The organism is Paenibacillus medicaginis (assembly GCF_042138635.1).
Taxonomy (GTDB): Bacteria; Bacillota; Bacilli; order Paenibacillales; family Paenibacillaceae; genus Paenibacillus; species Paenibacillus medicaginis.
This window is the reverse complement of the sequence record NZ_JBHIRY010000001.1, coordinates 1-13,440: the sequence shown is the minus strand read 5'-3', so window position 1 is coordinate 13,440 and position 13,440 is coordinate 1. Positions and strand designations below refer to the sequence as shown.

12 protein-coding genes are annotated in these 13,440 nt (G+C 53.1%); 8 read left to right on the top strand and 4 right to left on the bottom strand.

The annotated features are described in order from the left end of the window. Window positions 1-12 precede the first annotated feature (12 nt). Window positions 13-2,331, top strand: a complete 2,319-nt coding sequence (pucD, locus tag ACE5LO_RS00060; protein ID WP_375518038.1) for a xanthine dehydrogenase subunit D — start codon at window positions 13-15, stop codon at window positions 2,329-2,331. Continuing rightward, window positions 2,331-2,867 carry a (2Fe-2S)-binding protein gene (locus ACE5LO_RS00055; protein WP_375518037.1) on the top strand — a complete coding sequence of 179 codons (537 nt, stop codon included), beginning with the start codon at window positions 2,331-2,333 and terminating at the stop codon, window positions 2,865-2,867. Before pucD ends, ACE5LO_RS00055 begins: the two co-directional genes overlap by 1 nt. 220 nt (window positions 2,868-3,087) lie before the next feature. Here ACE5LO_RS00055 and ACE5LO_RS00050 read toward each other — a convergent pair whose 3' ends face one another. Next, window positions 3,088-3,996, bottom strand: coding sequence for an oxidoreductase (locus tag ACE5LO_RS00050; RefSeq protein ID WP_375518036.1), 909 nt, complete (start codon window positions 3,994-3,996; stop codon window positions 3,088-3,090). Between the two features lie 151 nt (window positions 3,997-4,147). Continuing rightward, window positions 4,148-4,312, bottom strand: coding sequence for a hypothetical protein (locus ACE5LO_RS00045; RefSeq protein WP_375518504.1), 165 nt, complete (start codon window positions 4,310-4,312; stop codon window positions 4,148-4,150). Between the two features lie 342 nt (window positions 4,313-4,654). Here ACE5LO_RS00045 and ACE5LO_RS00040 point away from each other — a divergent pair, with 342 nt between their 5' ends. Further along, window positions 4,655-5,242, top strand: coding sequence for a TetR/AcrR family transcriptional regulator (locus tag ACE5LO_RS00040; protein ID WP_375518035.1), 588 nt, complete (start codon window positions 4,655-4,657; stop codon window positions 5,240-5,242). A gap of 367 nt (window positions 5,243-5,609) precedes the next feature. Then, complete coding sequence (locus ACE5LO_RS00035) at window positions 5,610-6,476, top strand: VOC family protein (protein WP_375518034.1); 867 nt, start codon at window positions 5,610-5,612, stop codon at window positions 6,474-6,476. 70 nt (window positions 6,477-6,546) lie between these two features. Here ACE5LO_RS00035 and glsA read toward each other — a convergent pair whose 3' ends face one another. Together glsA and ACE5LO_RS00025 are read right to left on the bottom strand one after the other, a co-directional pair. Next, a complete protein-coding gene (gene glsA, locus ACE5LO_RS00030; protein ID WP_375518033.1) occupies window positions 6,547-7,488 on the bottom strand; it encodes a glutaminase A in 942 nt (313 codons plus the stop codon). A 104-nt stretch (window positions 7,489-7,592) separates the two neighbouring features. After that, window positions 7,593-8,846: a winged helix-turn-helix domain-containing protein gene (locus ACE5LO_RS00025; protein ID WP_375518032.1), complete on the bottom strand. Its 1,254-nt coding sequence runs from the start codon at window positions 8,844-8,846 to the stop codon at window positions 7,593-7,595. A 415-nt stretch (window positions 8,847-9,261) separates the two neighbouring features. Between ACE5LO_RS00025 and ACE5LO_RS00020 the strand changes: the two genes are divergently transcribed. Genes ACE5LO_RS00020 through ACE5LO_RS00005 form a run of 4 tightly spaced genes read left to right on the top strand, consistent with a single transcriptional unit; the run spans window position 9,262 to window position 13,305 of the window. Next, window positions 9,262-9,729 (top strand): tripartite tricarboxylate transporter TctB family protein, encoded by a 468-nt coding sequence (locus ACE5LO_RS00020; RefSeq protein WP_375518031.1) that lies wholly within the window; start codon window positions 9,262-9,264, stop codon window positions 9,727-9,729. Beyond that, entirely contained in the window at window positions 9,720-11,243 is a 1,524-nt protein-coding gene (locus tag ACE5LO_RS00015) for a tripartite tricarboxylate transporter permease (RefSeq protein ID WP_375518030.1), read from the top strand. Before ACE5LO_RS00020 ends, ACE5LO_RS00015 begins: the two co-directional genes overlap by 10 nt. Window positions 11,244-11,289: 46 nt before the next feature. Beyond that, entirely contained in the window at window positions 11,290-12,345 is a 1,056-nt protein-coding gene (locus ACE5LO_RS00010; RefSeq protein ID WP_375518029.1) for a tripartite tricarboxylate transporter substrate binding protein, read from the top strand. A gap of 9 nt (window positions 12,346-12,354) precedes the next feature. Next, complete coding sequence (locus ACE5LO_RS00005) at window positions 12,355-13,305, top strand: hydroxyacid dehydrogenase (protein ID WP_375518028.1); 951 nt, start codon at window positions 12,355-12,357, stop codon at window positions 13,303-13,305. The last annotated feature ends 135 nt before the right edge of the window (window positions 13,306-13,440 follow it).

Here is a 13,440-nt window from a genome sequence, read left to right as displayed (position 1 = left end):
GGAAGTGAACACATGCTGCTGAATCGTGAAAACAGCGGTAAGCGCTGGTATCAACGCCCGGACGGTCCGGATAAGGTGGCGGGAAAGCTACAGTATTTAACAGACCTGTCTCTTCCCGGCATGTTATACGGACGCGTGCTGCGCAGCATGTATCCGCATGCGCGCATTCTTTCGCTGGACACATCCATGGCGGAACGACTTGAAGGAGTACATGCCGTCCTGACCCACCGTGATGTGCCAGGGTTAAATCTGTTTGGCATCGCCACGCCGGATCAGCCGGTATTTTGTGATACTGTGGTGCGTTACACTGGAGATGCCATAGCCGCCGTTGCTGCCGAAAGCCCGCAAATCGCCGCAGCCGCGCTGGAGCTGATCGCCGTGGAATACGAAGAGCTGCCAGTGATGGATTCCCCTGAGGCGGCCCTTGCGCCGGATGCGATCCATCTGCACCCACAAGGCAACATTCTGCATCAGACGGAAGTGAAAAGAGGCTCAGTGGAAGAAGCGTTCCATTCCTGCGCTTACATCGTTGAGGAGACTTATTGGACTCCGCGCCAGATGCACACGTATATGGAAACCGAGGGTGGCCTGTTCGTACCGGAAGCGGATGGCCGCCTGACTGTATATGCCGCCACACAGCACGGCTATAAAGACAGAATGCAGCTGTCCCGGATTCTTGACATGCCAGAGGAGTCGATCCGTGTTGTCTCCAGCCCCATCGGCGGCTCGTTCGGCGGCAAGGATGAGCTGAATGTGCAGCCTTACGGCTCATTGCTGGCGCTCCGTTGCAAACGTCCGGTCAAAATGCACAACTCGCGCAAGGAATCCGTTCGAGCTGGGTTAAAACGCCATCCCATGAAAATCGAGATGCGGACGGGAACCGACGCTGACGGCAGGCTGATTGCGCACCAGGTCAGGATTACGGCGGATACCGGAGCCTATGCCACCCTGGGGGCGCCGGTGCTGAATTTTGCGACAGAGCACAGCATGGGCCCCTATAATATCCCGCATGTAGATGTTGAAGGGGTATCCGTCTATACGAACAACGGGGTATCCGGGGAATTCAGGGGCTTCGGCGGCAATCAGGCGATTTTCGCGATGGAAGGGCAGATGGACCGGCTGGCTGCGAAGCTAGGCATGGATCCATGGAAATTCCGCCGCATCAATCTACGCGCAAGCTCGGACCCCGGTCCGCTCGGACAGCGCATCCTGCAGACCGAAGGATTGGCACAGGTATGGGAAGCAGTCGAGAAATTGGAGCTTTGGCAGCGCAAGCACAGCCCGGAGCTGCAGGATCATCCGCCCTGGATCAAAAAAGGAGTTGGAGCAGCGATCGCTATGCACGGTGCGGGGCTCGGCTACGGTATACCCGATCCGGCCGGAGGCAGGCTGTCGCTGACAGCGGTGGGCAAAATTGCAGCAGCCTTCAGCTACGAGGAATTCGGGCAAGGGCTTGTTGCAACCCTTGAAATCATGCTCATGGATATTTTTGCTTGTACATCAGCGGATCTCAGCATTGTCATCGGGGATACGGACAAGGTGCCGCACAGCGGATCCAGCACGGCATCAAGGTCCACGACGATGGCATGGATGGCGCTGCAAAGACTGAAAGCTCCTTTTATAAGCAAAATCAAGACCATCGCCTCCGCACTCAGCGGCGTTCCGGAGGAACATCTGGTTACCGGGCCGGGGGGAGTGTGGGAAATGCCTGCGGAACATGGAGCGGATGGCAGCTTCAACAAGGAACCCGGCGGTAATCCGCTTGTCACCTATGCCCAAATTGCAGCTGCTGCCGATGAAGAGCTTATATTTGATACCCAATTTGATTATCCGACTACGCCGGATGATGTCGTCGGCGGTCATTATTTGTATACTTATGCAGCCGTAATCACCGAGGTGGAAGTGAACACGCTGAGCGGAGAGGTGAAGCTGCTCGATACGAAGCATGTGGTGGCAGCGGGCCCAGTCATCAATCCGATGGGTTACCTTGGGCAAATTGAAGGGGGCAGCGTTATGGCGCTCGGCTTCACGCTGACTGAAGATGCGGTTATGGCTGGCGGCCGTTACCTGACACCGAATCTGGATACGTACCTTATTCCGACGATCAGCGATATCCATACGTCACTGGAGGTTGAAGCGATTCAGGATTTGCCTGAAGGGGATCCATACGGGCCACGGGGTGTCGGTGAGGTGGGTTCCGTTGCTCTGGCCCCGGCCATCGCAGCCGCTATTCAGCAGGCAACAGGCGTGTGGGTCAACAGACTGCCGGTGAACCGGGAGCTGCTGCTTCGTCCCGTTGAGCTGGCCGCCAAGGAAGGAGCGGAGCGCTGATGAACGAGCAAACTTATAAGTGGCATGCCGTGATTAACGGAGCGCCCACCGAGCTGCAGGTTCCTCCGGCAAGAAGGTTGCTGGATATTTTGCGGATGGACTTGAACATGACGGGCACGAAAATTTCCTGTGAAGTGGGGCGCTGCGGAGCCTGCATGGTGCTGCTTGACGGGCAGCCAGCCAACGCCTGTCTGCTGATGGCCTACCAATGCGAGGGCTGTCAGATTACGACCATTGAAGGTTTGGGGCCAGAGGATGAGCAACTGCGGGATCAAGATGACAGGCTGGGCAATCTTCATCCGATTCAGAAGGCGTTTGTGGAAGAGGGCGGATTTCAATGCGGTTACTGCACTCCGGGCATGATCATTTCAACCAAAGCGCTACTGGACCACAATCCTGCGCCTTCACAGGAGGAGATCGAGACAGCGCTGTGCGGCAATCTCTGCCGCTGCACAGGCTACGGCGGCATCGTCCGTTCTGTGCAGAAGGCGGCAGAGCTGTGCAGCAGACGGGCAGCATCAAGCCTGGAATCATAGCTCAAAGCGGAAGAGCAAGTCTCTAAATCCAAAAGATGTTTCAATAGATTTATAAATGAAGCAAATTCATAGATTTTGTTCAAAGGCGAGGACCTGTCTAACCTTATCCGTACTAAAACTCAACTTGGCTGATGCGATGTCCAGTCAAACGCTCATCATAAGTGTGACTTGGCCCTATGATCGGAATCAGAGAGCCTTCTTCTTCACGGGTAAATCTTCATCAAATACCGGGCGCGAGCGCATACTTCACTTGTGTCATCTCCTCGGAAACCGTCCACAACCGCCGCGCGACTGCTTCATCATGCGAGTGCGCGCTCGAATCGACCTTCTTGGGGTAGCCGCGTAATTCGAGATTGCTTGGCCCAAAGAAATCTCCACCCCGGACACCTGGCGCAGTTGCCGCATAAAGGGTCGGCAATACGCCCATTTTCGGGGGCTGCGCGAAAATCGGATTCAGGCGTCGCATGAAGCTGGAATGCCGCAGCGCATTGGTCGCTGACCAGCCCGGATGCACAGCTACTGCCAGCGTTGATTGGCCTGTGGTAGCAAGTCGACGCTGCAGCTCATAGGTGAACAGCAGATTGGCCAGCTTGCTCTGAGCATAGCCGCGCGCTGGCTTGTAATTCCGTTCCAAGTTCAAGTCATCAAAGTGGATGATTCCCGACCGATGTGAAATACTGCTTACGGTCACAATGCGTGCGCCCGGCGTCGCGTTGAGTCGATCCAGCAGTAAACCGGTCAGCGCAAAGTGCCCCAGATGATTGATTCCAAATTGCTGCTCGAAACCCTGCGTCGTCTTCCTGTAAGGCGGATGTGCCACGCCAGCATTGTTGATCAGAAGATCAAGCCGCTGGTAGCCCTGACGAAAGGCCGTCGCAAAAGCGCGGATGGATGCCAGATCGCCCAGATCGAGCGCCATTACTACGACCTTACCCGGCAGCTTAGGTGCTTTAATCTGGTCAGCGGCAGGCTTGGCTTTGGCGATACTGCGGCAGGCCATAATGACCGTCGCCCCTTTGCTGGCTAACGCCCGCGCCGCTTCCCAACCAATCCCGCTGTTTGCTCCGGTTACAATGGCCACTCGTCCAGTCTGATCTGGCATGTGGTTTTCTGTCCATAGTGTTGTCATGTGGTTTCGTCCTTCCTCTGTTCAATCCAAAAACTAGCTGTACAAGAATTCCGATGTTTGTCCAGTAAACCGTGAATCACGGTTTACTGGACAATTCAATTGCTTGAGCTCAGTGTTACCTGATTATGTGGCTTCGATCCAAGACACGATCTTAGATCTGAGAGCCGCCTCCGTCCAGGGGGAACTCGGCTCCGGTTGTGTATGTCGCGTCGAATGCAAGGAATGCGACTGCGTTGTTGCCAAGTTTTTCACGAGCTGAATCAAGCTTGGCCTGGGTACGGCCGGTGATCAGAACGTGTGCTCCTTCATCCGCCAGAAGCTTCGCTGTCGTGAGGCCGAGCCCGCTGCTTCCCCCGTGATCACTACTTTCTTGCCTGCGTATTTACTTACTGGATTGTTTTCCATTTTAAATCTTCCTCCCTTGGTTTATCAGGTATATGATTTCGCTAAGCTAACGATCAATTTGGACCAACGATTGACCCGACAGTGTAGTATAATCTACACTGTCTGTGCTAATCTTATCTAAGCAGTCTGGGCTATACAACCATTAAACAAGCGCATTCGTGGCTTATACAACACACGTGCTTATTTGTTGTTCTTTAGCTTTCCTAAAGCGCACGCTAACCAATATAACCTGAGGGAGAGGGAGAAGCGTAACATGTCCACCAATACAAACGATCCACGTGTGAAACGGACACGCCAACTGTTGATGCAAGCTTTTATGGAATTGCTTGAGCAGAGGAAGAATAATATCTCTTCCATTACCGTACAAGATATTACGGCCTACGCGACCATAAACCGCTCCACGTTCTATGCGCATTTTGAAGATAAATTCGCATTTCTTGAGAGCTGGATGAGAGATAAATTTCAAAAGAAGCTAAAGGATGAGCTGCCTAATGTGGCTTTATCCGATACAGGGAGCCTGCGAACGCTTATTTTAATTGTTTTCGATTTTCTTTTCTGTACTCGTCCGTATTTGACCCTGGCTGATCGTCAGTATGAACCCTTATTTGAGGCCGCGATGCAAAAGGAACTATATGACCTGCTATTTACCTGGTTAAGTGAACAATCGGAACCCTCCGTTTCACGAGAGACGGTGGAGACTGCCGCCCTGATAGCAAGCTGGGGCATATTTGGATCGGCCGTCGAGTGGAGTAGACATCCGCAATATAGATCGGCTGAAGACATGGCGCGAGATGTTTTGGCGGTCGTTGCTGCTGGTTTAGCACCCGTAATAGGGCAATAGCTAGTGTCGCGTACAGGCGGCGCGTCTGTCCTTTCTTTGTGTCTATCCATATCACTACTGTTCGAGAATAAATCCATGATTCGGGGTGATCAAGCGATTCGGAAAATCTGATTTCTTCGCAGGAAGCAACGAGTCGTTCCAACCACGGGAAAGCGTCGCGAAGTCAAGCTGCTCGCGACGGTTGATGAGACGGGCAAACCGTTTCTCGCTGTTCATCCTAACGGTGTAACAAAAAACAATTGACTTTCTAATAGTAAGGTTGTAATTTTATAGCACAGAGATACTTTAAGTGTCTTTGTGAAAAATTAAAGTGTTTTTGAATTTACGTAAATAAAATTATGTAAACCATATGAAAGCAGGGAGAACAATGAAATCACAAATTCATCCGGCAACGGATATTGGGCTGGTCAGTCTGAAAATAAAAAATCTGGAGCGTTCCATTACGTTTTACACCGAGGTGATCGGGCTCAAAGTGCTGAAACAGGAGGGACGCCTGGCTGAAATGACGGCCGATGGGGTTACACCGCTGCTGATTCTCCGGGAAATCGAGGACGCGCTTGTTCTGCCGGAGCGTTCCGGAGCTGGCTTGTACCATTTTGCTATCCTCGTCCCTGATCGTGCATCGCTCGGTCTGGCCGTCCGCAACCTGATCCGCCATAATGTGCCGGTGGGGCAGGGGGACCATATTGTCAGCGAAGCTTTGTACCTGAGCGATCCGGATAATAACGGAATAGAAATCTATGCTGACCGGCCCCGTGAAACCTGGGAGCGCGACAGCAGAGGGCATTATGTGATGGGCACCGATCCTGTGGATGTAGAGGGGCTGCTGGCGGCCTCCGAGCATTTGCAGTGGACAGGTCTGCCTGCGGGCACGGTTATTGGGCACGTTCATTTTCACGTATCGGATTTGAAGGATGCGGAGCAATTTTATGTCAACTTGTTGGGTTTCGATATTACAGCCTTCTACGGCTCCATGGCTTTGTTCATCTCGGCTGGCGGCTATCACCACCATATCGGATTGAACACGTGGGCGGGAGTTGGCGTACCGCCAGTGCCCGAAAATGCTGCGGGAATTGACTATTTTACATTGCGGCTGCCTGATCAAAAGGAGCTGGATGCAGTCGTCACCCGTTTAACGGAGAGCGGTTATTCCATTACACAACGTGATGGCGCCCTGTTTATAAAAGATCCATTTAATATCGGGATGAAGCTGGAGGTTAAATCCAACAGCTAAATCCATGTAAACAAAAAGTATCCCTCAACCGGATTGATAGGGTCGAAGGGATACTTTTTTGCTGGAACTGCTAGAACATGCTCCAGTCCAGCTCCCCCGACAGTGTCTCCAGCAGGTGCACACCTGTCGTGCTATTGCCCATCCGGTTCAGAGCTGGGCCGACAACGCCGATGCCGTAACGTCCGGGAACCATCGTCAGGATGCCGCCCGACACGCCGCTTTTGGCAGGCAGTCCTACCTGAATGGCAAAATGGCCTGATGCATCGTACATTCCGCAGGTGGTCATGAACGTCTTGGCAATCTGCACATAACGGCGCGGGATCAGTTGCTCATTCCGGATGGGATCATAACCGTTATAGGCGAGAACAAGGCCCATGCGGGCAAGATCGGCGCAGGTGGCGTTGACCGCGCAATGGCGGAAGTACACCTCCAGCACATCCTCGACCTTGCCTCTTAAAATCCCTTTTTCCATCAGAAAATAAGCGAGCGAGCGGTTCAGGTGACCTGTGGCCGATTCCGATTCGTATACGCCCTGGTCGAAGTCCATCCGGTCATTATGAGCGAGCAATCTGAAAAATTGCAAAATCCGCGCATATCTTTCCTCAATGCTGTTGCCTGCAATCAGGGAAGAAACGGCGATAGCCCCTGCGTTGATGAACGGGTTAAACGGAATGCCGGGCTCCACCAGCTCCAGCTTCAGCATGGAGTTAAAACGGTCTCCTGTCGGTTCCATGCCGACTTTGGAGAACACGAGGCGCTCACCGTTATCCATCAAGGCCAGGATGAGGGTAAATACTTTGGAAATGCTCTGTAGCGTAAAAATACAGCCACAGTCACCGGAAGTGATGGTATGTCCTCTGCCATCCATAATTGTAATGCCAAGCGCCTCCTTCGGGGCCTTGGACAGCTCGGGAATATAAGCGGCGACCTGGCCGTGAACATGCTGTTTGCGGCTTTCCTCCACCCATTGCGGCAGCTTGGTTTGAAGCTGCTCCCATTCGTAGCTGTACATGATGTCCTCCTGTTCTGAACAGTATCTTCTATATATCCTGCTCTGCGTGTATCTTCAGTATGATTGTACTTTCCATATCCCCTTTACAACAAGCATGAAACACGTTATATGGACAGGGTTTCTTTCAAGCGGGCCGGTTCTGTTTTTTCCACAATGATATGGTCTGCCTGAAAAGAAGTCGCAAAACGCACCAATCCGCTGCGCAATGCTTCAATCAGCTCGTCCGTGATCTGAATATGCTCGTTCAACTGCAAAAGGGGAACGGTTAATATGCCGGTTTTGCGGTCAAGCCGGGGGTCGATTCTGCCGATCAGCTCATCCCCATACAGAATTGGCATCGCGTAGTAGCCATAGCGCCGTTTCACGGCCGGGGTATAAATTTCCCATCTATAGTGAAAGTTGAACAGGTCAGCCAGGCGTTCCCTGCGCCATAACAGGTTGTCCAGAGGCGGCAAAAAGATCACTGGACAACCGCCGTTTTCATCGGCAGCGTATTGGCCGGAAAGCTCCTGCAGCATCTGCACATCGGCGGCTGGCATGTAATACGGCCTCGTTACGCCCTCAATCTCCAGAGCCGCAAGTTGTCCGGTTTGAAGTCGTGATTCGATCCAGCTTTTTCGCTCGGACACGGTGGATTTAACCCAGCCAAGGCGCGGATCTTGCACGTCGAACACTCGGTAAGCCTGGATGTACTTGTTCAGCAGTTCGCTGCGGATGGCTGCCGGATCAGCCGTAGCCGCTTGCTGCAACAGCTCATCAGGCACGGTCATATCAGTCAATGCAAAGAAACGTTCCGTACCTTTTCTCCCGACGACACGCACAATGCCTGCATCCACCAGCAGGGTCAGGGCATGGGACGTATCCTTGGTCTTCGGAATGTTGTTCGGATTTTCCCAATACCCCGTCACCTTGGCTGCTGATTGAAAAGCACGGGAGGGCAGGGGCCCCTCAGCTTGCAATCGGGCAAGCACGGCTTGTACGACCGCTTCCATTTCTGTCAATCTGTCTTGAAGAGCTGTGCGTTTCCGTTCACGGACAGGCTCATAAAGGGGATAATCCTCCATCGGCATTACACAGGCCGCGTTAGACACATACTCGAATACTTTATGCTCCGCCAGCAGCTCTTCGAGCATTTCCGGCCGATACCCCGGAAGACGGGCTGCCAGTACGAGGTGCTGATTGGGGGCTACGGCAGATACCGGGTCCAATTGTAAGGCTGCCAGTGAACGAAGCATGTCCAGCACGGTTTGTGAGGAAGGTGTTTTCGGAACGGGCAAAGAGAATGGGTTCGGCAGCAGATGTTGGGTATGAAGAAGATACCTGCGTAAAGCTTTACGATTTGTTTTGATGGGTGGCATGGAAGCTGCATTCTCCTTTATCGAAGTTAGATGTATGTGTTTGTCAAATCCATAATTTACAAATTAGTATACTGCTTGGGAGAGGAGAATGAAACCAAAGAAAGAGAATTCATTGGATTTATAATTTACGATATGAACTATTTGTGTGATAAAAAACCGCTGCCAAATCTTCAGGAGCGCGGCGGCGGCAGTAAATAGCCTTGTTTTCTGAATCTTTATGTATTTGCAAAAATCCACGGTTGACTTGGTTGTGTCTCATGGTTAATATGATAAACATATTAATCGCATGAAAAATATCGGAATTCAAGTTCGACCGGACAAACCGGAGACATTGGAAGAGAAGGGCCACATGTGCTCGCTTTTCCCGTGTCTCTTTTTTTGTTCCAAGATTCAAGGGGGAGAGGGATGAGACAGCATGATGAGTAAAAAAGCGGACCGGACAGCCGGAGCTTTAGCGGTATTGCTCGGTGCAGCAGCTCTGGCAGAAGCGGTAAAGCTGCTTCAATACAAAGCAGGGCTATGGATTGGGGATCACGTATTTCCCTTTTTGATCGGAGCCGGACTTGTTTTGTCTGGTATTGCGTTAACGGTGAAAGGCAGTGCTGCACATGCAATAGTCAAGCCGTTTCCCACAGGGAGAACGGCTGTTATGCTGGCGGCTGTACCTGCTTTGCTATTTGCATACCTTTTTCTGATGACATTCGTCGGCTACACGGCTGCAACTCTGGTATGCTCATTGGTGCTGTTTCGCTGGATCGGCGCCATGCGGTGGTGGTCGGCTGCACTGATAGCTGTTCTTCTGACCGGCGCGCTTTACTTTATCTTTATCACCTGGCTCATGACACCTTTGCCAGTCGGCAGATGGATGGGGGTATGGTTATGATTGAGTCCGCTGCAGCTCTGCTTTATGGATTTGCGGACGCGCTTACGCCCATGAATCTGCTCATGGCAGCCATTGGTGCGCTGATCGGGACTTTTGTGGGTGTATTGCCTGGGCTCGGCCCTACCTCCGCCATAGCGATTCTGCTGCCGCTCACCGCAGTGCTTGAGCCTGCCCAGGCGATCATCATGCTTGCCGGTATTTATTATGGCGCGATGTATGGAGGCTCAACGACGGCCATACTGCTGAACATTCCCGGTGAAGCATCCTCCGTGCCGACCTGTCTTGACGGTTATCCGCTGGCGGTCCAGGGCAGAGGTGGGCCTGCGCTTGGCATTGCAGCGATTTCTTCCTTTATTGCAGGCATTATTGGCGTATTAGGATTGGTATTCTTTGCGCCGGTCCTGGCAGAGCAGGCCATTAAGCTCGGACCACCGGAGCTGTTCAGCGTCATGCTGCTGGCGCTGGCGGTGACATCCGGCTTGACGGGCGGTTCATTGCTGAAATCGCTCATTATGGGTTTGTTCGGCTTTCTCCTCTCGATGGTTGGCCTGGGCAGCTCCACCGGCATGTTTCGCTTCACCTTCGGACTCGGCAGCCTGTCCGGCGGCTTCGAGATGATCAGCATCATTATTGGGCTGTTTGCGATCACGGAGGTGTTACGAAGCATGGAGGAAAAGAAAACAGCCGTCTCCTCCGACCGGATCGGCAGTGTCTATCCTTCACGCAGCGATCTGCGCCAGAGCTCGGGCGCGATTGCGGCGGGCAGCGTGATCGGCTTTGTCCTGGGGCTGCTGCCGGGCATATCGGCGGCCATCACTTCATTTCTGTCCTATGATGTGGTGAAGCGGTTTTCGAAGAGACGCCACCTGTTTGGGCGCGGGGCGATTGAAGGCGTGGCGGCACCGGAGGCGGCCAACAATGCAACCAGCTCTGCCGGCTTTATTCCGCTTTTTGCGCTGGGCATTCCTTCATCTCCGCCGCTTGCCGTGCTGCTGGCCGGATTGATGATCTACGGGGTGGCTCCCGGACCGCTCCTGTTTGAGCAAAAAGGCGGATTCATCTGGACCGTCATCGCCAGCATGGTGATCGGCAACATCGTGCTTCTGCTCCTTAATCTGCCGCTGGTGGGGTTGTGGGCACGGTTGACGCGTGTTCCTTTTGGCATCATGGCCCCCATCATTCTGATGCTCAGCATCATCGGAGCTTATACGGTGCGCAATAGTCTTTTTGACGTCGGAGTTGCGGTTGTTTTTGGGGTGCTCGGCTACTTTATGCACAAGTTTGACTGGCCAGTGATGCCGCTCATTCTGTGCTTTATTCTGGGACCGCTGATGGAACAGTCGTTCACACAGGCGTTATCCATGTCAGGTGGCAGCTTTTCCATTTTCGTAACTCGTCCGCTCGCGCTTACCTTCCTTATCATAACAGCTGTCCTGTTCCTGGTATCCATCTGGCTGGTGGGACGGACGAGAAGGAGAGTGCAGGAAGAAGGGGCGGAAGCGCTGGATTTTTGAAATATTGGTTATGGACGATAAGATTAACTTGTGAGGGAGAACAGACATGATGAAGAAAACAACATCGGTGACGAAAAAAATCGGCATATTGTTAACAGGCTTGGCAGCAGTATCACTGCTGCTGGCGGGCTGTGGAGCAGGGCAGCAGCCGGAGCGCAACGCAGAAGGCGCGCAAAGCGCGGAAGGCAGTTCGGCTGGTTATCCACAAAGAGCGATTGAATATGTGGTTCCTTACGCGGCAGGCGGGGGCGTGGATCTGGTGGCGAGAGCAGTGGCGGAAAAACTGAGCGAGAAATGGGGACAGCCGGTTAATGTGGTCAACAAGCCGGGAGGCGGAGGTGCGACGGGAGCGCAGTATGCGCTGAAGCAAGCTCAGCCGGACGGTTATACGGTGATGGCCAATGTGGTTTCGCTTGCCTCCATGATGGCGGCCGGGTATACGAACCCGCCTGTCAAGGCGGAGGATCAGATTTTTGTATCCCGGATCGTGCAGGATGTTCCGGCGTTTACGGTGAAGGGGGATGCGCAGTGGCAGAGTTTTCAGGAATTTTCCGAGTGGGTGAAGGCCAATCCGGAGCAGCTGACCTGGACGACCTCCGGCGTCGCGGGTTTCTCTTCCTTTGCTGTTGCGGAGTGGCTGAATGAAATCGGTGTGGACATCTCTAAAACCCGCATGATCGTTACAAAAGGGACAGCAGAGTCGATCCCGCTCGTGGCAGGAGGCAATGCGGTGCTGGCTGTGCATCCGGTAAGTGAAGTGTCTGCCATGGCCGAGGCCGGAAAGCTGAAAATACTCGCCGTTTCGGGTGAGGAAAGAAGCCCCTATTTCCCGAATGTGCCGACAGCCAGGGAACAAGGAATTGAAAATCTGTCCGCATTTTGGTGGACCGGTGTGAGTATGGCACAAGGGACGCCGGATGAGGTTGTGAAAAAGTGGAATGAAGCACTGGCCGAGCTGGCTGAGGACCCCGATTTTATCGCGAAGCTGAAGACTTTGAAGCTGCAGCCCTCTTATTTAAATCAGCAGGAATATGAGCAATTTTTGCAGAAAGAAACGGATTATTACACCGAGCTGGCGGCTAAGCTGGGGCTGCGGAAATAGGGGGCAAGTATGAAGATCGTCATTGCGGAACATATAACGGACTCGGGTTTGCGTATCCTGCAGGACAGCGGGCATGAAGTGCAGTACGATCCGGGACTCTGGGCTGACCGTGAGCGGCTGGAAGAAGCTGCAGCCTCGGCGCAGGCTCTAATCGTGCGTAATCAGACGCAGGTGGATGCTTCCCTGTTAGCTGGCATGGAGAAAAGGGCTGTCATTGGCAGACTGGGAGTGGGCTTGGACAATATTGACTTGGACGAGGCAAAACGGCGGGGAATCGCAGTCCTCCGTGCGAAGAACGCCAACGCATCATCTGTAGCTGAATATGTGATTGCCGCCATCTTTACGTTCACGCGCCCGCTGCTGGCGGCATCTGACGATGTAAAAGCAGGAAACTGGGACCGCAAGCGCTTTGGTGGTCATGAGGTCGCAGGCAAAACACTCGGTCTCATCGGAATTGGCGAGATCGGCCATCGCACAGCAGTACGGGCCAACGCGCTCGGTATGAAGGTGGTGGGCAGCGATCCAAAGTTGTCCGCATACGATTTTGCGGCTGCTGAATCCGGGATTCGGCTGGCTGCTATGGAGGAGGTGCTGCAAAGCTCTGATTTTATAAGCCTGCATATTCCGCTTCTGCCGGAAACGAAAGGGCTTATCCATCAAGCGGCGATCGAGCAGATGCAGCCGCACGCGTATATGATCAATACATCACGGGGCGGTGTCGTTGATGAACAGGCGCTGTATGAAGCGTTGCTGCACAAGAGGATTGCCGGGGCCATGCTTGATGTGTTGTCCGTTGAGCCTCCGGCCCCCGATCATCCGCTGCTTTCTCTGGAAAACTGTATAATTACGCCGCATGTAGCCGGGCTGACAGAGGAAGCGAACCATCGTACTTCTACGCTTGTTGCTTCTGAATTACTGAAAGAACTGCAAGGCATTCGGTCTCTGTGCAGGGTTGTTTGACAAACAGATCATTTTCAAATGCGACAAGATCCAATTCCATTTTCGGGGATTGGATTTTTTGTGCGCCTCACAGTCGCACCATCTAGGTGGTTCAAATCCACCCGGTAACTTTACCCTTTAAAGTGCCGTAGTCGA

Excerpts from the sequence above, each read along its gene's own strand:
- pucD (WP_375518038.1), top strand. The coding sequence starts at position 13 with ATGCTGCTGAATCGTGAAAACAGCGGTAAGCGCTGGTATCAACGCCCG.
- ACE5LO_RS00055 (WP_375518037.1), top strand. The coding sequence starts at position 2,331 with ATGAACGAGCAAACTTATAAGTGGCATGCCGTGATTAACGGAGCGCCC.
- ACE5LO_RS00050 (WP_375518036.1), bottom strand. The coding sequence starts at position 3,996 with ATGACAACACTATGGACAGAAAACCACATGCCAGATCAGACTGGACGA.
- ACE5LO_RS00040 (WP_375518035.1), top strand. The coding sequence starts at position 4,655 with ATGTCCACCAATACAAACGATCCACGTGTGAAACGGACACGCCAACTG.
- ACE5LO_RS00035 (WP_375518034.1), top strand. The coding sequence starts at position 5,610 with ATGAAATCACAAATTCATCCGGCAACGGATATTGGGCTGGTCAGTCTG.
- glsA (WP_375518033.1), bottom strand. The coding sequence starts at position 7,488 with ATGTACAGCTACGAATGGGAGCAGCTTCAAACCAAGCTGCCGCAATGG.
- ACE5LO_RS00025 (WP_375518032.1), bottom strand. The coding sequence starts at position 8,846 with ATGCCACCCATCAAAACAAATCGTAAAGCTTTACGCAGGTATCTTCTT.
- ACE5LO_RS00020 (WP_375518031.1), top strand. The coding sequence starts at position 9,262 with ATGATGAGTAAAAAAGCGGACCGGACAGCCGGAGCTTTAGCGGTATTG.
- ACE5LO_RS00015 (WP_375518030.1), top strand. The coding sequence starts at position 9,720 with ATGGTTATGATTGAGTCCGCTGCAGCTCTGCTTTATGGATTTGCGGAC.
- ACE5LO_RS00010 (WP_375518029.1), top strand. The coding sequence starts at position 11,290 with ATGATGAAGAAAACAACATCGGTGACGAAAAAAATCGGCATATTGTTA.
- ACE5LO_RS00005 (WP_375518028.1), top strand. The coding sequence starts at position 12,355 with ATGAAGATCGTCATTGCGGAACATATAACGGACTCGGGTTTGCGTATC.